The 20,696-nt window shown below is 68.7% G+C and carries 16 protein-coding genes and 1 pseudogene; 12 read left to right on the top strand and 5 right to left on the bottom strand.

Features of this window, described 5'->3' with window-relative positions; translation table 11 throughout:
* Positions 1 to 712 precede the first annotated feature (712 nt).
* Positions 713 to 1,900, bottom strand: coding sequence for a hypothetical protein (locus tag ACZ5CR_RS41215; protein WP_468867640.1), 1,188 nt, complete (start codon positions 1,898 to 1,900; stop codon positions 713 to 715).
* A gap of 713 nt (positions 1,901 to 2,613) precedes the next feature.
* On the opposite strand from ACZ5CR_RS41215, the gene ACZ5CR_RS41210 reads away from it, so the two are divergent.
* Complete coding sequence (locus tag ACZ5CR_RS41210; RefSeq protein ID WP_468867638.1) at positions 2,614 to 3,264, top strand: P-loop NTPase family protein; 651 nt, start codon at positions 2,614 to 2,616, stop codon at positions 3,262 to 3,264.
* Between the two features lie 236 nt (positions 3,265 to 3,500).
* The gene (locus ACZ5CR_RS41205) at positions 3,501 to 4,124 is read left to right on the top strand and encodes a helix-turn-helix domain-containing protein (protein WP_468867636.1); all 624 of its coding nucleotides are present in this window, start codon (positions 3,501 to 3,503) and stop codon (positions 4,122 to 4,124) included.
* Positions 4,125 to 4,665: 541 nt separating this feature from the next.
* Here ACZ5CR_RS41205 and ACZ5CR_RS41200 read toward each other — a convergent pair.
* Positions 4,666 to 6,537 (bottom strand): DNA/RNA helicase domain-containing protein, encoded by a 1,872-nt coding sequence (locus ACZ5CR_RS41200; protein WP_468867635.1) that lies wholly within the window; start codon positions 6,535 to 6,537, stop codon positions 4,666 to 4,668.
* A 249-nt stretch (positions 6,538 to 6,786) separates the two neighbouring features.
* A complete protein-coding gene (locus ACZ5CR_RS41195; RefSeq protein ID WP_468867632.1) occupies positions 6,787 to 7,773 on the bottom strand; it encodes a protein NO VEIN domain-containing protein in 987 nt (328 codons plus the stop codon).
* Positions 7,774 to 7,813: 40 nt separating this feature from the next.
* On the opposite strand from ACZ5CR_RS41195, the pseudogene ACZ5CR_RS41190 reads away from it, so the two are divergent.
* The 9 genes and pseudogenes from ACZ5CR_RS41190 to ACZ5CR_RS41150 form a co-directional block, all read left to right on the top strand.
* A pseudogene (locus ACZ5CR_RS41190) lies at positions 7,814 to 8,041 on the top strand (hypothetical protein); the annotation flags it as partial.
* A 543-nt stretch (positions 8,042 to 8,584) separates the two neighbouring features.
* A complete protein-coding gene (locus tag ACZ5CR_RS41185) occupies positions 8,585 to 9,448 on the top strand; it encodes a hypothetical protein (protein ID WP_468867631.1) in 864 nt (287 codons plus the stop codon).
* Between the two features lie 125 nt (positions 9,449 to 9,573).
* Positions 9,574 to 9,921 (top strand): hypothetical protein, encoded by a 348-nt coding sequence (locus ACZ5CR_RS41180; RefSeq protein WP_468867629.1) that lies wholly within the window; start codon positions 9,574 to 9,576, stop codon positions 9,919 to 9,921.
* On the top strand, positions 9,918 to 10,964 hold the full coding sequence (locus ACZ5CR_RS41175; protein ID WP_468867627.1) for a conjugal transfer protein: 1,047 nt from the start codon (positions 9,918 to 9,920) through the stop codon (positions 10,962 to 10,964). The genes ACZ5CR_RS41180 and ACZ5CR_RS41175 overlap by 4 nt, the downstream gene beginning before the upstream one ends.
* Complete coding sequence (locus tag ACZ5CR_RS41170; protein WP_468867625.1) at positions 10,964 to 11,251, top strand: hypothetical protein; 288 nt, start codon at positions 10,964 to 10,966, stop codon at positions 11,249 to 11,251. The genes ACZ5CR_RS41175 and ACZ5CR_RS41170 overlap by 1 nt, the downstream gene beginning before the upstream one ends.
* Positions 11,248 to 11,928, top strand: a complete 681-nt coding sequence (locus ACZ5CR_RS41165) for a hypothetical protein (RefSeq protein ID WP_468867623.1) — start codon at positions 11,248 to 11,250, stop codon at positions 11,926 to 11,928. The genes ACZ5CR_RS41170 and ACZ5CR_RS41165 overlap by 4 nt, the downstream gene beginning before the upstream one ends.
* Positions 11,929 to 11,964: 36 nt before the next feature.
* Positions 11,965 to 14,493, top strand: a complete 2,529-nt coding sequence (locus tag ACZ5CR_RS41160) for an ATP-binding protein (RefSeq protein ID WP_468867621.1) — start codon at positions 11,965 to 11,967, stop codon at positions 14,491 to 14,493.
* A complete protein-coding gene (locus ACZ5CR_RS41155; RefSeq protein WP_468867619.1) occupies positions 14,490 to 17,102 on the top strand; it encodes a hypothetical protein in 2,613 nt (870 codons plus the stop codon). Before ACZ5CR_RS41160 ends, ACZ5CR_RS41155 begins: the two co-directional genes overlap by 4 nt.
* Positions 17,099 to 18,211: a C40 family peptidase gene (locus ACZ5CR_RS41150; RefSeq protein WP_468867617.1), complete on the top strand. Its 1,113-nt coding sequence runs from the start codon at positions 17,099 to 17,101 to the stop codon at positions 18,209 to 18,211. Before ACZ5CR_RS41155 ends, ACZ5CR_RS41150 begins: the two co-directional genes overlap by 4 nt.
* Before the next feature lie 115 nt (positions 18,212 to 18,326).
* Here the strand turns inward: ACZ5CR_RS41150 and ACZ5CR_RS41145 are convergent, their stop codons facing one another.
* Complete coding sequence (locus ACZ5CR_RS41145; RefSeq protein WP_468867616.1) at positions 18,327 to 18,779, bottom strand: DUF6188 family protein; 453 nt, start codon at positions 18,777 to 18,779, stop codon at positions 18,327 to 18,329.
* A 246-nt stretch (positions 18,780 to 19,025) separates the two neighbouring features.
* On the opposite strand from ACZ5CR_RS41145, the gene ACZ5CR_RS41140 reads away from it, so the two are divergent.
* Entirely contained in the window at positions 19,026 to 19,370 is a 345-nt protein-coding gene (locus ACZ5CR_RS41140; RefSeq protein WP_468867614.1) for a hypothetical protein, read from the top strand.
* A gap of 326 nt (positions 19,371 to 19,696) precedes the next feature.
* Here the strand turns inward: ACZ5CR_RS41140 and ACZ5CR_RS41135 are convergent, their stop codons facing one another.
* A complete protein-coding gene (locus ACZ5CR_RS41135; protein WP_468867612.1) occupies positions 19,697 to 20,692 on the bottom strand; it encodes a hypothetical protein in 996 nt (331 codons plus the stop codon).
* Positions 20,693 to 20,696 lie beyond the last annotated feature (4 nt).

Here is a 20,696-nt window from a genome sequence, read left to right as displayed (position 1 = left end):
CCGCTTCGCTCTGCCTCCGGCAGCCGAATACTCGAATCCTCCGGATTCTCCTTTCGCGCGTCCCCGCGCGAATTGCCGCCCTCTGGGCGGGAGTTGTTGGAATTGCCCTCCGGGCTATTCCAACAACTGGTTCGACTTCCAGTCGAAAAGAATTCCTGACTCCGTCATGAATTCCCAAAGAGCGGTATCTTGGATTGAATTGACGGCCCATCATATTTGAGTGGTAACCCTGGAGTTGAGGGTAATGCCCTCCGGGCATAGGTACGGGAATTCCATTCCTGCACCGTGATACAGAATACAGATTTCCGGGGGGGGAGTGAACTCCCGGAAACTGTCACGGGGTTGACCCTCCGGGCCACCCCCAGGCGCATAGCGCCCACAGGCGCCCTCCGGGCGCTCCACCCGCCCCCAGGCCCTCACATGACAGCACAGTCTCCCTCACGGACCACAGCGGCCCGAGCGCGGAGGCCCCCAGCCGACGCGCAACACCACCCAACCCACACCCCAACCCCGACTAGTTCGTACGCCAACCCAATTCGTCTCAACCTGGCCGCGTCTCTGATCGTCTCCCCTCAGCGTCGCGAAAATTATCCCCATGTCGCAGCAGGGTAGGGCCGCCCTACTGGCGGCCCTACCCTGCTGCATATCCTCATCTCACTAGCGCCGAGGGGTCCGAGCGCGGCGGGAGGGTCATCCCCTCCCGCCCGCTGCGTCAGATCCTCGGGAAGAACACTCGGGACGCCAGCGGATGCTGGTGGATCTGGCCGAGGTAAGCGGTCTGGAACGCGTTGCGAGCCGCGATCTCGTCGGCGCGGAGCGTTCCTACTCCCTTCTTCGTCTTCACGATGGCTCCGTCGATGATGCTGATTCCTGCCCCTCCGAGATCGGAGAACAGGTTGGTGCGCAAGTGCAGATAGACCTTTCCGTTCTGCTCGGCGATGGTCACGGCGTAGGCCAGATCAGCGAGCGGGTAGACGTGGGTGGCTCGGGACCGCTCAGAACTCTGACCGCCTGTCAGGACCTCCGGGCGGAGCGCCCGGAGGTAGTGAGCGAGGGTGGCGCGGGTCTGCGTACGGAGGGGGATGTCGATGTCGTCCGCGCGGAATGCCCGGACCACGGGCCTTTCCCACAGGCCGGTGCTCCCGGTGGTGCAGGTGCGGATGATCTCGTCGTAGATTCGCCGCAGCTTGCGGTGGATGTAGGTCAGGTCGTCATGCAGTCCGGGGGCGGTGAGGCTCTCCCAGCCGCGAGGCAAGAGGAATTGGGCCGTCACCGTCGCGGTGGGCGTGGAGAGCGCCGCGATGGGGGTGAGGACGCGGAGCGCGTCCGGGTCCACGCAATCGGCGCTCAGGAGCGAGCCGAGGACGGATGCTTCTTCCACGATGCGGCGCGCTCGGTTGGCGGAGAGTTGTCCGGCCCTCACGGATTCTGCCGCGACGGTTGCGCGCTCTGTCTTGGTGCGGCCCACGAGATGGGCGTGGAACCGCTTTTCGCCCTGGATGGATTCGCGGTCCAGCGTTTTGGGGTCATAGCTCCACGACACGACCGGGGTGAGGTCGTAGGTGTGGCAGTGGTTCGCGAAGCTGTCGGCCATGACGCCAAATGCCTTGCCGAATTCCGGGGAGTGGTCGTGCATGCCTGGCCGGTGCGTGGTCCCGGCCGAGATCATCATGATCTCGTACAGGGCATGGGGTGAACGCTTGTTGGTGAGGGCGTATGCCTCATCGGGGGAGAGCGCGACGTGCCCGAGGACCGTGGTGTGGTCGTAGAGGTGGTTGACGGTCCGCAGGCGCCCGGTGCCGTTGACGTATCCCGGGTAGCCCTTGGCGGGCAGGGAGTCAAGGACACGCAGATTCATGCGGCGGTCTTCGAGATGCTGCGGGAGCAGTGGACGGGCCACGGTGGGCCTTCCTTTCGCTTGACTGATGTTGTAGCCGGTCGGGGTGTGCCGCCCCTTCCGACAAACTCAACATTACAGCAATTCAACTCACTCCGTCTATAGCAACAGCCCCCAACCGACCTTTTTTCGCGGTCAGTTGGAGATCAGGGCTGGTGGTGCACCGACTCCCGACGCGGAGCGTCGCGTGTCGGTGTTTCGGTGCATCGGAGAGGAGCGTTGCTTGCCCCCGGATCGAACGACGCGAGGGTGCGGGCGCCCGGCCAAGAGCCCCGACAGCCCGAAGCGCAGCGAAGCGGCACGAGCGCACACACCGCCCCAAGCCCGCGACGACACGCCACCTGCCCCACAAGGGCCGCGGCCTGCCCGGGCCTGCTTCGCACCACACTCCGGAGGGCCGTGAGAGAAGGAAGCCTCTTCATCACAAGGATGAAGAGGTGTCAGCACCAATTGCCTGCTACCCAACACCTCTGACCTGCAGTAACACCGCTCTCTCCATTCCGAGGCCGGTACCTACGCTGGTACTGACGCCGGTACTGACGCCGGTACCCACGCCGGTACCCACGCCGGTACCGGCCGAAGGAGGCCGGCCTCTCCCGCCATTCCGTCCAGGACCGACTCACGAGGTACCAGCACACGCGCTACCAGGGACACCCTCCGCCCCGGTAGGCTTGACGCCCACGTCGCGTCGAAGGGTTGGGACGCCAGGCGCTCGCGTGCGCCGGCCGTTCAACAACCGGATTCGGCGAAACCAGGAGGTGACCCGTAAAAGTCAGGGAAGATTCACTGCTGTTGCGGCGGTGGAACCAACTCAGCCGAGCAGACAGGAGTTCTTGGTGAAGAAGTTTGCTCTGTTCGGTCCCCCGGCCAGCGGGAAGTCGACGATCGCGAGGACACTGTCCGCTTCTCTGGGCATCCCGCACACAGACCTTGACGAGATCCTGTTCACCGAGCACGGCCCTCTCCCGCTCGACGAATTCCGCCGCGAGGCCGCAAGAATCACGTCCGGGGGATCGTGGGTGGTCGAGGGAAATTATTCGAAACTCGCCGATGTGGTCTGGCACCGCGCCGACGTGCTGGTCTGGCTCGACCTCCCGCTGTCCCTCCTCGTGCGGCGGATCGTGTACCGGAGCCTGCGGCAGCTCGCCGGCCTGGACTCAAGCGCGCAAGCAAAGCGGCTCACCTGGAAGCGCGCCTTCTTCGGCCGGCGCTCCTTGCTGCGCACCGCCATCCGCAAATACCGCAACAATCGACCCCGCTACGCCCGGCAGGTCGCCGAGACGGCTGCCCTGGGCGTTCCCGTCGTACGAATCCGCAACGGACGCGCGGCCAACGCATGGCTCACCCAACAGCTCAGCGAAGGGTGACCCGGGAGCGGAGCTGGAGGACCACTCCCTGGCGACCTAGAATGCTGGTACGTTGATTTTGTCAACCGCAGGAAGTGGCCGCCCCGGGAACAAGCGAAGCCGGCGGAGGGCCGCTTCAAGAGCGACCCGGCACACCGCCGGCTCCTCACAACATCAGACCCGGAAAAGAACCGGCCCTGCGCATCAATCTTACAAGCCCGCAGCCGCGGCCCAGCAGTACTCGAGGAGACCAGCACGTGATCCCCCGCAACCGGCCGGTCCTCAACGAAGCCGCCATCGCCCGCCAAGCCGGCGTTCCCCTGGCCACCTGGCACCGCCGTGACGCCCCCGCCTTCCGCAGCCACGTCCCCAGCCTGCTCCCTCACAGCCGCTCCCTGCTCTACGACCTCGCCCAGACCCAGGCCTACCTCACCGGCAAACCCATCCCCCCACTGCCCACCGGTGAACACCCCGACGACCTCCTCACCGCCAAAGAGGCAGCCGCCATCCTCGGCATCAGTCCCAGCACCGTCCAGGCCTACGCCGTGCAAGGCCATCTCCCGGCCGGCACCACCCGCTACGGCACCCGACTGTGGACCCGACACGACATCAACCAACGCCGCGACCACCCACCCGGACAAGGCAAAGGCGGCGGCCGCAGCGCTGGCGAGCCCCAAGGCCCCCGTAAAGCCCACCCCTACGAAGGCGACCCACGCCTCCAAACCGCCCTCGACGCCCTCGCTGTCGCGGCCGATACACCCAAAAGCCGCATCGCCGCCCACCTCGCCGCACAACACGGCAGCACCCCCCGCACCTGGGAACGCCTCCTCACCACAGCCGCAGCAACCCCGGACCCCACCACGCCACAGAAACGCCCCTAGAAAACACCACCCGGCCGGCACCCCCCACACATCAGCCACCAAGACCCACAACCAAGCTCAGACCACCCCCCGCACGCGCGAAAAGCAGCTGCGGTAGTCGGTGGCGTGGCGGTCGGTGTCAAGGATTTGCTCGGGGTCGCAGGTCGAGAAGTCCTTGGGCAGTGGCATGGTGGTGCTCCTGGCTCGTGTGATTGGGATGGGAAACCAGGGCGGTCGGTCAGCGGCCAGGCGGGCGCCCCGCCCAGAGGCTCAGCGCCCGTGGTGTTGCCGGGAGCCACCCAGACGATGCCGTCCGGGACGTCCGCGGCCACCCACTCGCGGTGCTCGGTGCAGAAGTAGAGGCCGGGCGCCTTCGGTTCGGCGCAGTAGCAGGGGCGGCTGTCCCACCCGCTGGTGGTCAGCTGATAGCCGCAGGCCTGCTGTCGCGGACAGGTCCGGTCGGGGACGCTCCTCACGGCGTGCCTCCGTCCACGGCGGCCTTGGTGAGCGCCGCTGCTTTGGAGTATGCAGCGTATGGGGTGACTTCAGGTGGTGCTGTGGTTCAAGTGGGCTGCTGGACCGGCCCTAGCGGGTCGGGCTCTGCCACAGTCTGTGCGGGGACTAGTTGGCGCAGTCGTGCCTGGGTTTCAGGGTCGGTGGAGTACAGGAGGGTTCCGGCCATGCCACGGGTGAGGAGGACTTTGTAGGTGTTGCGGACCAGGCGGAGGAAGGTGGCGGGGTCGGTGCTGCTGAGCGCGGGGTCCCTGCTGGCCTGAGGGTTGGGGAGCCAGCGGTCCTGACGCCAGACGAGGTCGTCTCCCAGGATGACGCCGTTCCAGTTGTACTCGAAGCCCTGAGCGGTGTAGATGCAGCCGACCTGGCCGAAGCCGTGGGGGTCGGTGGCCCACAGCCAGGACGGGGGGACGCCGTCGAGGCGGGACTCACCGCGCAGGTTCCACGGCTTGCGCCAGGAGCCGATCGTGATGTCGTCGACCAGACGGCCGCGGCGCGGGTCGCTCCATCGCCAGCAGAAGCCGGCCGTGATGCGGGCGGTGAGGTGCTGCGCCTCCTTGGCCTGCAGAAGATCTTCCATCTGCTGGGGAGAGTCGACCACGCGGACGTGGAAGGTCCGCTCGTCGGCCCACTGGGTGGCGGGCTCGTCGGTGAGCTGCAGCAGGCGCAGGACCCACTGTTCGTAGGCACGGCTGCCGCCGTTGCGGAACTGGCCGTTGAGGTCGATGTGGCGTGGGTGCAGGCCGCGGGCGGCGGCTGCCTGGTCGATCGCTTTGCGGCTGCCCATCTCGCCGGGGCGTACGACTTGGTGGTCGTCCAGGAGGAAGACAGGGACACGCGCGGCGTCGAGGAGTTCGTCGATCTGGCGTACCCCGCGGTGGCGGACGGAGTGGGCGCGGATGCGGTGGGCCTCGTCACAGATCAGCGCGTCCAGTCCGTTCTTGGGGGCGTCGGCGAAGTTCATGAAGTAGCCGAAGAGCTTGCGGACGCGGGGGGTGTAGGTGCCGACGGCGTGGTGGAGGGTGCGGGTGAAGGACTTGGATCCGGTGGCGTGGACCACGGTGTGGCGGTCGTGGGCGAGGTGGCGCATCAGGTGCAGGGCGATGACGCTTTTGCCGGAGCCGGGGCCGCCGGTGACGATGAGGACTTCTTTGCTGTCCGCTTCGCGGGCCTTCTTCACTGCGCGGCGGACCAGGGAGACAGCGACCTGCTGTTGGTCGAGCAGGACGAACCGGTCGGCGTGCAGGATCTCTTCCGCGGTCGCGCGCAGCAGGGGACGGCTGGGTGCCAGGGGGCTGTCGATGAGTTCGTCGGCGGCTACGGTGCCGTGAGCGGGTGAGAGGCGCGACTGCAGATAGGTGATCAGCTGATCGCGGGTGCTGTGCGTGAACAGGCGCCCGTGGTGGTCGGGTTCAAGGACGAGCAGGTCGGCCACGCCGGTGGTATCGGCGTTGTGGAGGTAGGCCACGCCGGTCACCGCGTCGGGTTCCGCGTCTAGCACGGTGGTGAAGTCCTGCAGGTACTGGCAGTAGCGCCGTACCTGGGCGACGGGATGCAAGAAGGCCTGGTTGTTGTTGCCGGTCCCTGGCAGGCAGAGGTCCTCGGTGTCGGGCAGGGCCCTGGCGTGGGTCCACTGCTTGAGCTCAACGATGACGTAGGACGGCTGGGATGTGTGGGGGTGCCAGCCGGCCAGCACCACGTCGGCCCGCAGGCTGGACAGGGCCAGCTGGTACTCGATCAGTACCTCAACATGCTGCAGTCCGGCTTCGTCCAGCACGCGGGCCAGGGCGGGCAGGCTGTTGCGCCAGGACCGTATCTCGGCGTCCGCCAGTCGGCCCAGTCGCGCCTGCCGGTGACGTTCGGCCAGATCATCGGCCACCGTGTCCTGTTGACAGCGGTCGACGAATTCGTGCGCAGACATGCGCAGTAAAGGCATTGTCGTCTCCTCGGTCGGATGCGCTTCATGAAGCAGCGCGGGTGGCCCTGCGCGGGGTGAGTACAGCCTTGTGGTGGTCTGGGGGCGTTGCCTGGGCAGACGGACCCAGCCCGTAAGAGGCTGTCCCCCGCCCGGCACCGGAGGGGCCCGTCCCCACTCGCGTATGCCGCGCGTGCATGTCGTATGGCCGCGCCACTGGGTGCAGCGGGCCAGATCGGGCGAGCCGGGCCGCGGTTACGGCTGGGGGGCGGCGGGGGGCTGGGGGACGAGATACTGGTAGCGGGTGGGGCGCAGGTCTTCCTCGGCCGGCTGCCAGTCCTCGAGCAGCAGGACGTCGCCGCCGCTGCAGTGGTACGCGCCGTCCGTCTTGGTGACCTTGATGTCGCTGACGATGAACAGGTCGACGGTGTGGCGGGTATCGCGGGCGTGGAAGACCTCGTTCACGGTCAGCTCCACGCTGGTGGGGGCGCCGGTGGTGCCCTTGACCTCCACCCGCCGCTCCAGTCCTTCCCGCTCCAGGCGCAGGTCGTAGGGCTTGCCGACCTTGTGCGCCGTCCAGCCCCGCTCGGGATCCTGGTAGTGGGTGACGGCCTTCTCCTCGGCGTGCAGCTCGACCGCCTTGCGTTTTTCCGGGTCCATCTGCCGGCCCGCACCCCGCCGCCCGCGCCGGGGGCTGTTGGGGCCCTCCAACTGCTCAGGCGTGACCCCCGGCGTCGCGGCGAGTGCGACGTCGTGGTCCGCGGCCCAGTCGGCCTCGATGCCGGCCGCGTCGAACAACGGCTGCGGGTCCATCGCCACCAGGTACCCCACCCCCTGCTGGGTCCCCGACCGGCGCGCCGCGTGCGACGCCTCCGCGCTGAGCGGACCGTCCGGGCCCAGCGGCACATCGTCGAGCACGGCCAGCGGCTCCAGGCCGAGCCGGTAGGGGTAGATGACCCGCTCCTCGGCGGCCTCGTCCGGCCAGTGTGGCGCCGTGCCCTCGTACACACCGACCTGCACTTTGCACAGCACCATCCGCACAAACTTCGTTTCCCACTCCCCCGGCTGCACCCGCGGCGCCGCCCCGGTCACCAGCACCGCGAAGTCCGGGTCCCGCCGTCCGTACCAGTCTGGCTTCCTCGGAAAACCCCAGGAACGCGTCGCCATCCCGTGTTCCAGGTTCCGCTGGTGCCCGACCTTCTGCCCCACATGAATCATCACGAACAACGCCTCAGAAGCCACCAGGGCATCTTAAGAGAATCGCTAACGACAGGTCAACAAGATTCTCCTTACTGCTCTCTGTCAGCTCGACGAAGCCCCCGCCAGCCGACACCAGGTAGATCAGCGATCCGCGTTTCTCAAGGGGCTGAGCTTCCCTGCAAGGTCATCTGTGCCCCACAGGATTCCCCGGGGCACGATCGTGTCGGCGACTGGCTCGGGCAAGACGATCACGGCCGCCGCGTGCACGCTGGAGTCGTTCGCAGGCGGTCGGATCCTCGTGACCGCTCCGAACTCTCGGTTCCGAGGCAGGCAAGAGAACTTCCATCGGGCTTGTCGCAGATCCAGAACCGGCCGCCTACGTCGGGAGGTTGACGGGTAGGCGTGACGGCCACACGCCCCGGAGTCTGGTCCGTCCTAGCAGCCGTCACACGTTCTGGGGGCATCGGCCTACCTCACGCGAGATTCTTCGGCCGTGCGCATCGCCGCAGGCTTCCTTGGCACACCGTCAGAGTCTCGCCCAGGAAGACGCTCCGGTAGAGCGCAGGCTCTCGCAGAGCCCCCAACGGCTCCAGACGTTACCGGAGTTACCGGTACAGCTACGTCGGCCCCGTTGCCCCCAAAGGCCTCACGGGCGCAGGTAACGCAGGCTGGCCCATTCCCCAGGGCCGGTAGTCAGGGTCGTTGATGCCCGCATCCGGTTACCCAGGTGTGCTCCGCCCTGGTGAATCTGCGATTACCCGGCTCTGACCTGGGTTTTTGCCGTGATTGGGCAAGCAGTCAGGTAAGGGGCGATGGCGATGGTTCACGGCAGTTGATCCGAAAGGCGCCTGCCGTGAACCCCTCGCACCTCGACACCCATGTGGTCGATCGCCTGAACGCCGAATGGCGCTGGCTGTGTGACCGCACCGCCCCTGCCGCCCAGGTGCGCGGCTGGCTGATCGAAGCGGGCGTCGTGGACGAGAACGCGCCGCACCGCCTGGACCAGCTCCACGACCATCTGCAGCAGCGCTCGAAGGACCAGGGATGGCGCTTCAGTGATCTCTGGCTGACCGTCCTCCTCGAGCGGGCGGTCGGCGAGGGCGAGCAGGCGCAGCTGGCGGCGCGGGTGGTGGTGCAGGCGATGCTGCCCGGCGCGGTGCGGATGACGCGGCGGTGTCTGCGGGATGGTGAGGCGTTCGCCGACGTGGCCCAGCTGGTCATTGCGTCGCTGTATCAGGTGGTGCGCCGGTTCCCGGTCGCCCGGCGCCGCCGGCAGCTGGCACGGGACCTGCGCCTGGAGCTGTGGCATCTGGTCTCGCGGGAGCTGGGGCGGGAGTTCGCTCCCAGCGGCGAGGAACTGCCCGGCGAGAGCACCCCGGTGGCCTGCGATGTCGCGGATCCGGTGGCGCAGGCCGAGGTCGTGCTGCTGGCCAGCGCCGCCCAGGCGGTCGGCCTGCACAGCGCGGAGGAACCGGTGGAGGAACTCGCCGGCGCGCGGGGCGAGTTGGTCGAGCTCCTGGTCTGGGCGCTGGCAGAGAAGGTCCTCACCACCGATGCCGTGTCCGCGATTACCGATCACTACCGCGCCGCGGGCGCGGTCAGTGACGAGGCGGCGGCCCGCGCGGCGGGGGTCAGTGCGGCGGCCATCCGGCAAAAGCGCAGGCGCGCCGTGGTGCGGCTGCGCACCGCGGCCCCGATGTGGGCGGCCGCCGCATGAGCGGGTGCGGGGTCTTTCAAAGTTTCTCGGCTCCGGCTGTCACATCTGCCCTGAGCCGCCTCCCCTTCCCGTCATGTGCGGGTGCTGCCCGGTGCGGCGGGTCGAGAGGAGCGAGGTGTTACGCGATGAGTGAGGAGCGGGACGGCGTGGAGCTGCAGGCGGATGAACAACGGCTGGTGGCGATCAAGCGGCGGGCGATGCTGGTTGCTGCGGCGTTGGTGAAGGAGCCGTTCGCCGAGCGGACGGTGGAGGCGCTTCGGGCGTATGTGGATGAGGACGCGGACGAGGGCCAGGAGTTGGCGGATCGTCTGCGTGCGCTGCCCGAGAGTGTTTTGCGGGCCCGCATCAGTGAGCTGCAGTCCCGCGCGCCGGACATGTACGTCGGTGAGATGCGTGGGGGCAAGACGGCGCTGCGGGCGGTGGGCGCCGCGGGCGCGTATGCGGGCGACGGTGAGCGGGGGGCCGGGGCGTGAGGGCGTCCTGGCGCAAGGCTCCCGCCCTGGCCGAGGACCGGTATGAGGACCAGGTGCCTGCGGAGTTCGCGGCGGAGACTGCGGCCGGGTGGGCCACCGTGTCCAGTGGCGCGGCAGCGAACCTGACCGCGCTGGTGCGGTGGGCGGCCTGGGCGCTGCTGCTCGCGGGCCCGGCCCTTGGCCTGTATGCGCTGGCGCAGCCCCCGTCCGCGGTGGGCGCACCCCAGCCGCAGGCCACGGCACCGGCGGTGGCGCGCGATGCGGCGGGGCCAGCGGGGTTCGCCGAGCTGTACGTCGCGGCGTACGTGAAGGCCGGGGAGGGCAGTGAGGCCTCGCTGCAGCCGTACTTCCCGGGCGTGCGCGACGTCGTCCTGGACGCCAAGCCCGATCTCCAGCGTGCGGAGCGGCTGGCGACGGTGCAGGTCAAGGAAGCCTCCAGCGGCTACTGGTCGGTGACTGTGGCTGCACGCGTGACCGGTGCCAAGGGCTCGGCGAAGAAGGAGGGGCCGAGCGGCGCTGACTCGTCGCAGGCGGCGGCTGGTGAGGTGCTGCGGTACTTCCAGGTTGCGGTGAAGTCGGCTGGTTCCGGCGGCGGGTATGTCGCCGCCGCGCTGCCGGCCGAGGTCGCCGCGCCGGACCCGGGTGAGGCGCCGGAGCTCGATTACGGCCACCCGGTGCCCGCGGACGAGGACGAGCCCGCCACCGACGCCGTGGGCGACTTCCTGGCCGCCTACCTCAGCGGCACGGGCGAGCTGGACCGCTATCTGTCGCCCGGCACCGATCTGAATGCGGTCTCGCCCGCCCCGTACAGCGAAATCAAGGTCACTCAGCTCGCCGAGCACGGCGGTGAGTTCCGCCCCGGCGCGGCCACTGCCGAGGGCACGCGGCGTCAGCTGCTCGTCGACCTGGAGGCCACCGACCACGCCGGACAGACCCGGCCGCTGACCTATGCGCTCGCGCTCACCGCGCGGGATGGGCGCTGGGAGATCTCCGCGCTCGCCACCGCGCCCGCCCTGGGCGCCTCTGTGAAGGGACACAAGTAATGAACAACCTCACGATGGCCGCGGGCGTGCTTGAGGACGTCACCTCGCTCGGCGGCGACGTCAACGGCATCCTCGTCAACCTCGCCCCGCCGATCGCCGGAGCGTTGTTCGTCTTCTACGTCTGGGGGCAGACCAAGTCCCCGCTCAAGGCCTTGGTGGCGACGGTGATGGCCGGGGCGATCTGGTGGGGCATTGCCAACATGGAGACCCTGCGCGACAAGACCGGCGAAGACATCGACAGCGCCAGCGGGCACGTCCTGGTCGTGCCCGTGCAGGAGCGTCCGTGAGTGCCACGGAGGCGGCCTTCAGCACCGAGGTCGAGGACGCGCTCATCGGGCGCTGCTACACCAAGGCCCGCCGACATCCTCTGGTGGTCGGCACCCTGCCGGGCGGCGGCCGGCTGTGGGGTGGCCCGTACACGATTCCGCAGCTGGTCGTCGCGGCCGCATCGTTCGCGCTGCTGCTGCTCTTTCGCCCGGTGTGGGCGCACTTCGGGTCCGTGCTGAACGTGCTGATCGCCGTGGGAGTGCCGCTGGGCCTGGCGTTCGCGGTGCGGCGGGTCAGTGTCGATGGGCGTAATCCGCTGGCGGTGGCCGGCAGCGTGCTCGGCGTGCTGGGTTCCCCGGCCGAGGGGCGCCTGGGCGGACGTCCGGTCAAGGCGCTGACGCGCCGGACATCGGTCCGCGGTGGCTGCACCCTCACCCTGCGTCCGCCTCAGGACGCAGCGGCCGCATCTGCTGAACCGGCGACAGCCCCGGTGGTGGACCGGATCCCGGCCCGGCGCGTCCGCCCCCAGCCCGCCCCGGGCAACGGCCACGACGCAACGCGACTGCAGCCGCCACGCCGCCGCCCGGCGGCCGCTGCGCCGGTCACAGGCACAGCGCCCGCTCCGGTGCGGGTGCGCTCGGGCGTCCAGGCGCGGCTCGCCGCCCACACCAACACATCGCACAGCAACAAGAAGTAGGGACGGGGAAGCGTCATGCGGGTTCCGGTACGGCACATGTCCGGCAACGTCACCTGGACGGTGCACGGCAGCGTGTGGGCGATCTGGCGGGTGGAGGGCTCAGCGCACGCCAACGCCTCCCGGCGCGCGAAGAAGGAGCGTCTGAGCGGCCTGGAGTCGCTGGTCAAGCAGCTTGAGGGCGAGTCGATGCTGCTGTCGCTGTGCCCGCAGGTCAACCCCGCCAGCGTGGTGGAGAAGATGACGGCCGGGGTAAATCTGGCCGCCTCCGAGCGCTACACCGCCCTGGCGCACCGGGTGCTGGACCAGCTGGAGCAGCTGGAGCTGACCGCGCGCACCGACTGGCTCGCGGTGAAGCTGCCCACCTCGCGGCGCCAGGCCGTGAGCGATGCGGTGCGGGCCTCGAAGGCGGAACTGGCCTGGCAGCTGGGCCTGCTGCCCGCGCCGGTGTCCGCGGCCGAGGAGCTGGAGCGCCTGGTGCAGGCCGGCGACATGGCCGCGACCTGGCCCTCGGCCGTGCGGATGCGGCCCGCCAGCGAGGCCGAAATCATGTGGATCTACGGGCACAGCGCGCGCCGCGGTGTCATCGAACCGCTGCTGCCCGAAGACCCCAGGCGCCATGCAACGCGTGGGCGGGGGCGCTCGGTTGCCGCGCTGGGTCAGGTGATCCTCGCCGAGGGCGGCATCAGCCGCCAGCCGCCCGCGCAGAAGAGCCGGCGCAGTAACGCGAAGGCGAAGGCGCCGTCGTTCGAGCGGCGCTGGCTGGAGTCGACGACCGAGTGGGGCACCTCCTACCAGGCGCTGCTGGGCCTGTCCCAGATGCCCGAGTCCTTCATCTTTCCCGGCAGCGAGTACCTGGCCGACGTCGACCAGTTCCCCTACCCGGTGGACTGGGTGGTGCGCCTGGCCGTGGAGGGCGGGGCGAGTGCCGAGGCCAAGTCCCGGCGCCAGGCCCGTGAACTGGCCAACCAGTACAGCGAATACGAGGCGGAGACGGCCGGGGTGCCCGCGAGTGTGGAGAAGGCCGCCAGCGGGATGGATGAGTACCGCGACCGGCTGAGCTCCTCGGCCTCCGAGGTCGAGGTGCGGGCCATGGTCACGCTGTGCGTGTGGGGCGACAGTCCCGCCGAGGCCGAGCGGCGCGCGACCGAGCTGCGCGGGCACTTCGGCGGCAACGAGTACGTCTTCGACCGGCCGCGCGGGGAGATGGAGAACCTCTGGTACGGGATGCTGCCCGGCGCCCGCACCCCGCGCGTCATGACTCAGTACGCCCAGTACCTGCTCGCCCGGGACTTCGCGATGAGCGGGCCCTTCTCCGGCAGCGGTCTGGGCGATGACAACGGCCCGCTGTACGGGCTGCAGCTGGCGGGCGGCGGCATGCGCCCCGTTTTGATCGACTTCGCGCGGGCGCCGCGGGAGAACGCCTCCGCCTCCGCGGCGTACTGCGGCGAGCTCGGCGCGGGCAAGTCCGTCGCGCTGAAGGCGGCGGTGTACGCGATTCTGGCCGCCGGGCGCCGCAAGGGGGTGCGGGGCAGCCGCGGCCGTGCGGTGATCGTGGACCGCACGCCGAAGCAGGAATGGGTGAAGTTCGCCAAGGCCTGCCCCGGCGAGACGCAGGTCATCACGATCGACAACACCGCCTCCGTCTCTCTCGATCCCCTGCGGATCTTCGACAACCCGCAGGAGGCGCAGCGGTTCACCGAGTCCTTCCTGACGCTGTTGCTGGGCATGTCGCCGATGAGCGATGAGGGCATCGCGCTGTCGGAGGCGATCTCCTCCGTGCTCGCCGCGCCGCGGGCCTCGATGCGGGTCCTGGCCGAGGAGCTCGCCACCCGCGGCGCGGAGGATCCGGCGTCCAAGACGATGGCGCGCCGTCTGGGCGCGGTGGCCCGCAAGGACCTGGGCCGGGCCCTGTTCGACGAGACGCTGCCCGTTGTGCGCACCAGCGAGGCCGACAGTGTGGTGTTCTCCGTCGCCTCGCTCACGCTGCCCAAGAAGCGCGAACTGGAAGGCTCGCGCCTGGACCGCCTCGAGTTCGAGAAGACCTTCGGACGCGCCGCCATGTATCTGATCGCCGCCCTGTGCAGGAAGATCGCCTTCCAGCGCGACGAGGAATTCACCGCGGTCGTGTGGGATGAGTGCTGGTGGCTCACCTCCTCCCCCGAGGGCTGCGAGCTGCTGCTGGAAGTCGTCCGCGATGGCCGTAAGCACAATTCGGCGGCGCTGGTCGGCTCGCACGACCCCAACGACATCGGGCCCCAGGACAGCGAGATCGGCCAGGTCATCCTCGGCCTGATCCCCCGCAAGTTCCTCTTCCGCCACACCGACCGCGAACTCGCCCGCCGTGGCCTGCGCTTTTTGGGCTGCGACCCGCACGACGAGGACCTGCTGACCGTGGTCACCACGGGCCTGTCCCCCATCAACGTCGACGACGAGGAAAAGGCGGCACGGGCGGGCGAGTGCCTGCACCGCGATCTCAACGGGCGCATCGGCGGCATGCAGATCCTCATCCCCGCCGACACGGCGGCCGCAAAAGCCATCCACTCCCAGCCGTTGGCCGCCGTATGAACGCCATCGACGTTGCCGGCGCCCGAGCCCGGGTGCTGGGGCGGCGGCTGGGAAGCGGCGCCAAGACCTGGGCGAGCCCGCGGCGTGCCTTCGCCGCAGGAGCGGGGCTGTTGCTGCTCGCCACCCTGTTGTCGCTGCTGCTGGCCGGCAGCGCGGGGGCAGCTCCCGAGCCGCCGCCCGCTCCCTCGCCCTCCCAGTACGAGCCCGGCCTGGAACCCACCGCCCCCGGCCTGCTGCCGCCCGACGAACGCCGCGAGGAACCGGCCGTTCCCTACGCCCCGGACGGGGATGAGGACGCCGCCGCAGACAAGGCGAAGGAGGACAAGGAGGAGGAACGGGCGGGCAAGCGGGCGACCTGGCTCGCGGACTGGAACAAGCGCATCGCCCAGTACAAGAACGACCGCCGCAACGGCGGCGTGCTCTCCGCATTCGAGGTCACCGACCAGTACGGCAACCCGGTCTCCCTCTACCGGATCTACTCCGACACCGGCAGCTGGAAAGACTGGGACCTCAAGATCGAAGCCTTCCTGGTCGAGATGCTCTTCCTCGGCACGAAGTGGCTCGTCAGCTTCGCGTGCTTCCTCATCGCCTGGTCACTCAGTTTCAAGCTCGCCGGGCTGCTGCTGAAACCGGCGCTGATCGTCTCCGATGCGCTGTACTCCAACGTCGTCGTGCAGATCGGGCTGCCCGGCCTGTGCCTGACCTATGCGGGATGCATCGCGGGATGGCATCTGATGTTCGGGCAGCGCGCCCGCGGCTGGGGCGAGGCAGCCGCCGCCCTGGTCATCTCCGCACTCGCCGTGACCACCCTGGCCGCCCCGCCCCAGATGCTGCTCTCCGAGCAGGACGGTGCCGTGGCCACCACCCGCGCCCTGGCCGTCGAGGTCGCCGCCCTGGTCCTGGACAACCAGGACCTCAAGAACGACAAGGCCACCACGCTCTCCAACTCCGGCAAGGACAACAACGGGTGGGAGAGCGACGAGTCCCACCAACTGTCGCGCCCCATCACCGACGCGCTCGCCGACGCCTTCGTCGTGCGCCCCGCGATGCTCCTCTCCTACGGCCAGACCTTCGAAGGCTCCTGCGCCAAGAAATTCCAGGAATCGCGCATCGAGCAGGCCGTCGCCCTCCAGTACCTGGATGAGCTGCTGGACAAACCGGAGAACGGGATGAAGGAGAAGATCCCGTGGGTCGGCGACACCCTCGGCGGCATCGTAGGCGACCTCACGGAACCTACCGATGCACTCATCAAGGAGAAGGCGGTCGACGACGCCGGCCCCGTCACGAAGTTCGAGAAGACCTGCGTCAAGGGCAGCACCGCGTCTTTGAAGAAGGCCTCGATGGACAAAGTGGGCGGCGCGTTCTTCATGCTCCTCGCCGCGTTCCTCACCTGCCTGTTCATCACCGTCGTCGACGGCAGCTTCCTCTATGCGCAGTTCTGCATCGCCAAGGAAGCGATGATCGCCAAGGTCGCGCTCGTCATCGGGGTGCTGCCCGGTCCGGGGCGTTCCTGGCTGTGGGCCAGAGCCACCTCGATCGCCCGCTCCCTGGCCCTGATGGTCGTCACCGTCCTCGCCCTGAGCGTGCTGATCGTCATCATCACCGCCATCATCAACGCCCCCGAGAAGGATCTGCCCGGCGGCGTCACCATCCGCTTCATCGTCATCGACCTCGTGTGCATCTCCGCGTTCGTCTACCGCAAGCGCCTGGCCAGGGCCACCGAGAACGCGACCGCGCGCGCCCGCTCCCGCCTCAACCGGAGCATCTTCGGCGGCAGCGAGCCCTCCGAACTGCCCCAGCAGGGACCGCGGCGCAGCATCGGCCGCAAGCTGCTGGTAGGCGGCATGATGCTCGGCGCGATGGCCGCCAGCGGCGGCGCGGCCGGCGCCTCCTTCGGATCCGCGCGCGGCTCCACCGCGCTGGCCGCCCGCCTGGCCCGCGGATCGGGACGCATGATCGGCGGCACCGCGAAGGCAGCGGCCCACACCACCAAGGCGGCCGCCAAGGGCGGCCTCGCGGTGACCAAGCTCGGCCTGAAGTCCACACTGGGACTTCCGGTGTACGGGCCGAGAGCTGCCCGCCGCACGGCCGCGGCAGCAGCCGCGGTTCCCGGACAGGTCACCGGCAGCGTCCAGCAGCTCGGCCAGCGCCTGGCCCAGGTCCACCAGCAATACGCCCCGCCCGTGCAGAACTTCGGCAAGGAGTACTGGCACAACCTGCGCTCCGCCGGACGCATCGCCCGCGGACGACGCCCGCTGGGCCGCTACACCCCGTCGCAGCACCCCAACACGGCGCCGGCCCGCACCGGGCGCCGCCCCTCCCCTGCACGTCCCGCCGCGCCCGTCCGCACCACGGGGCCCGCGCGCCCCACTGCTGTGGCGCCCTCGCCCGCACCACGGCGCCGCCCGGTGCCCCCGCGCGTCCCGCAGCCGCCGGCCAGCAACCGCCAGGCCTCGCTGCAGCGGCGCCTGGCCCGCATCCAGCTGCGCATGCCGCTGCCCGGGAACAACAACAACGGGAACAACGGCAACAACCCGCCCCCGCCGCCTCCGGCACCACGGCTGCTGGCGCGCCCCGCTCCCCGCCGTCGCAGCGGTGGCCGCCCGTGACCGGCGGCAAGAAGGCGCTGTTCGCCTCCGGCCTGCTCCTCAGCCCGATCGCGTTCGTGCTCGGACTGTGCATCCTGTTCGTCGCCGCCGTCGCCGGCGGAGCCGCCGAGCACGAGGAGGAGGCAGGCGGCGGCGCCCCGGCTCTGGGGCATGGGGTGCCCGCGAAGGTGGCGGGCGTGGACCCGGTGATGCTCGCCGCCTACAGCTCCGCCGCCGACCGCATCCGCAGCGTGCGGCCGAAGTGTTCAGGGGTGCGGTGGTCGGTCATCGCCGGAATCGGGAAGGTCGAGTCCAACCACGCCGGCGGCCGCAAGGTCACCGCGAACGGAGCGATCACACCCCGCATCATCGGCGCCCGCCTCGACGGCAGCGGCGCCGGCGGCAACACCACCGCGTTCACCGACACCGACGGCGGCGCCTGGGACGGCGACACCACCTATGACCGGGCGGTGGGGCCCATGCAGTTCCTGCCCTCCACCTGGAAAGGCGGCACCGGCCAGGACGGCAACAACGACGGCGATAAAGACCCGCACAACGCCTTCGACGCCGCGCTGGGCACCGCCGCCCACCTGTGCGGAACCGGCAAGAAGAACCTCGGCGACGACGGCCAGCTGCGCAGGTCGATCCTGCGCTACAACAACGCCGGCTGGTACGCCGACAAGGTGCTGGGCTTCATCCACCAGTACGACCAGCTCGCCCCCTCCACCGACAACAGCGCCGTCGGCGGCCGCGCCGGAGACGTCATCCAGGCCGCCCTCGCCCAGCAAGGCGTGCCCTACGTCTGGGGCGGCGGCAGCACCAGCGGCCCCACCAAGGGCGGCTTCGACTGCTCCGGACTGCTGATGTACGCCTTCTACAAAGGCGCCCACATCACCCTGCCACGCACCTCACAGGCCATGCGCGGGTTGAAAGGCTCCGTCTCCCGCAGCGAGATGAAACCCGGCGACATCATCGTCCTCAACAACGACGGCAACTGGGGCCACGTCGGCCTCTACATCGGCGGCGGAAAGATGGTCCACGCCCCCAGAACCGGCAAGACCATCGAAACGACCCCCGTCACCACCGGCTACTGGACCCAATACGACTGGGCCATCCGCCGCGTCTTGTAAGTGCTGTAGGGACTCATTTGATCTGTCGGTTTCTCATCGGCTTGTCCGGCACTTGTCCGACCGGACAGACCGATGAGAAACCGATCTGTCCCGTCGCACTCCAGCTGGCAGATTCTCAATACTCTGCAGACCGACCTTGCGGATTCTCATTCGCCACTGAGGCGGACCAGACGCCAAGGTCGCCTCCCGGCAGAGACACGAACCGCCATCCTCCAGGTCCGGTGATCTGCCACGCCTCGAACGCCGCATCGGTTGGACACGTCAGATGTGTGCCGTCCTCGAACACCATCCGAAGCGTGCCGGACTTGAAGGCGACCACAGAGACGACCTTCGCCCCGAAGAGCGGGAGAACTGCGGCCACGTCCTGAGTCTCCGGCACCAGAAGCACGCCGGAATCGGTGTGGGCCGAGCCGGATGAGAGCCGAGCAGATGTCTCGAGTACGACTTCCCAACCTTCGTCGAGGGCCAGCGTGAGGCGGTAGTCGACAGTGATCCCAACAACGCCCTGCCCTCGGAGATTCACCATCCACCGGTCATCGTGTTCGACCGGTTCTGCTTCGGTACTCATCACCCCACCATGGTGCACGGTCCAGCCGAGAGCGACGGACGGTCATCAGGGGTTCCGCCGAAGCCACGCCTGTTGAGAATCCGGCGAGGTGTGTTCTCGATCCACTTGGCGAACCAGCAGCTCAGGCCAAGATCCAGAGATAGCTCCGATGCGACAGGACACGATCAACCTCTCTGGTTCCTCAAATGGAATCGGGCTCTCGGCACAGCCCATACCGTCATCAGCACCCGTCCGAGGAGAGGCTCAATGAAGTTCATCAAGAAGCGGCTTGCACGACGCCGAGTCGGGCGCGTAGCTCTGGCATCGCTGCTCGCCAACGAACTTGAGTACGGCGACCTGCGGGAGCGAATCTTCCAGTGCCTCGACGAGCGCGGCGCCGATGATGTGCTGCGAGAAGCGGTGGCCCACGAGCTCACGAAGTTCCGCCGCACGGCCACGCGGAACATGAAACCTGCTCAGCTCACCGAACTGGCCAGCGTTGCAGGGCGCGGGAATGCCTATCACTTCTTTGCAGGCATCGAGGCGGCAGACGTACGAGCCGAACGACTGTTGCCTGACTCATCGTCGGCAACGGAGAACCGGACATGCTGATGAGAAGCCACGGGCAGAACGGTGAGAAGCGGCCGCAAACGTGCAGCTAGCGGTGCTCCGGCTGGACAAGAGGGATGAGTACCTACAAGTGCCTGTTCCATATCCTCCACGTACGTGGAGAGAGTGGAGAATCATGGACCATCACGCCATCCCGTACGTCGCGAGCAGCCGGGCGTGCTCCTGTGCCGTGCGGCGGGATCGCGCCCAACGTCGAGTGTCCTGACCACGGTCATCGCAAGAACCCGGCTTTGGCGTGGCACACAGAGGGCAGCGCCCGCTGTCTGGAGCTGGCTACCGAGGCCCGGGCCGAAGAGCACTAATGCAGTTCAGGAGGCCTTGATAGGGCGAGAGGGGGCAGCGGGGAGAGCCTGTGCTGCTGCTTCCTTCGCGGCGATCAGCGCCGTGGTGAACCGGTCAGCGACCGCAGCCGCGTCACTGGACATCTTGTCCAGACCCTCGACGGCGACGTCAGCGCGCGCGGTCGAGGCCAGGAAGTCGAGCAGCTCGCCGCTGTCCCTATCGAGCCGCTCGACCTGTTGCAGCTCATGCAGACGGGCGTCGGCCTCAGCCGTCTGCGCCGCGTACGCCTCGATGGCCTCGACCTGACGCTCGATGGCGCCGAGCCCGGTGGCCAGTGCGCTCTTTCGTGCTGCTGCCTCGCTGATGTCGGGTGTCTCGTCGACGAGGCGGCTGTACTGGGCCAGTGAGCGGGCAACCTCCCACACCTGCGCAGGGAGGTGGAGCTGTGCGTGCTGCCGGTCGATCAGATCGCGGGCGTGGACCTCGGAGCGCAGGATCCGACGCGCAGCGCCACTCGCTCGCCGCAGCAGGGCCGCGGCCTTGCCGGTGAGCTGAGAGAACAGCACGTACCGCTGCCGTGCCGCTTTGGCCTCCCGCCACCTCCGCGCCTTGCCGTTCGCATTAATGGTCAGGAAGATGACGCAAACGGCCGCGACGCAGGTAGCCGCGGGCAGGACACTGCCGACCCACTCGGCGGCGCGACTGAACACGTAGTGAAGAGCTCCGGTGTTCGTGGTGTGCTCGGCGGAGGCTGTGTTGTCCGCACTCCTGTTGAGCGTCCACCACACGCCCGTCGCCGCGCCCAGCGGGGCGACGAAACGGATGAAATAGCGACCTGCGTCCCACAGGGGTGATGGGGTCGGAAGCGCGGGATCGCCGTAGCTCTTGAGGACCGACAGCGGGGTCTCGTGCAGGAACTTGCGCACGTGGTCGGGGAGCTCAGGATCGACCACAAGCGGAGTGTCGCCGGAGTCGAGCAACGCTTCTATATCCCGCTCAGGTCCTCGTGCTCGCCGCGTCATGCTC

This window comes from Streptomyces sp. NPDC031274 (genome assembly GCF_055570235.1).
The sequence above is the reverse complement of the archived record's forward strand: the minus strand, read 5'-3'. Positions and strand labels throughout refer to the sequence as shown.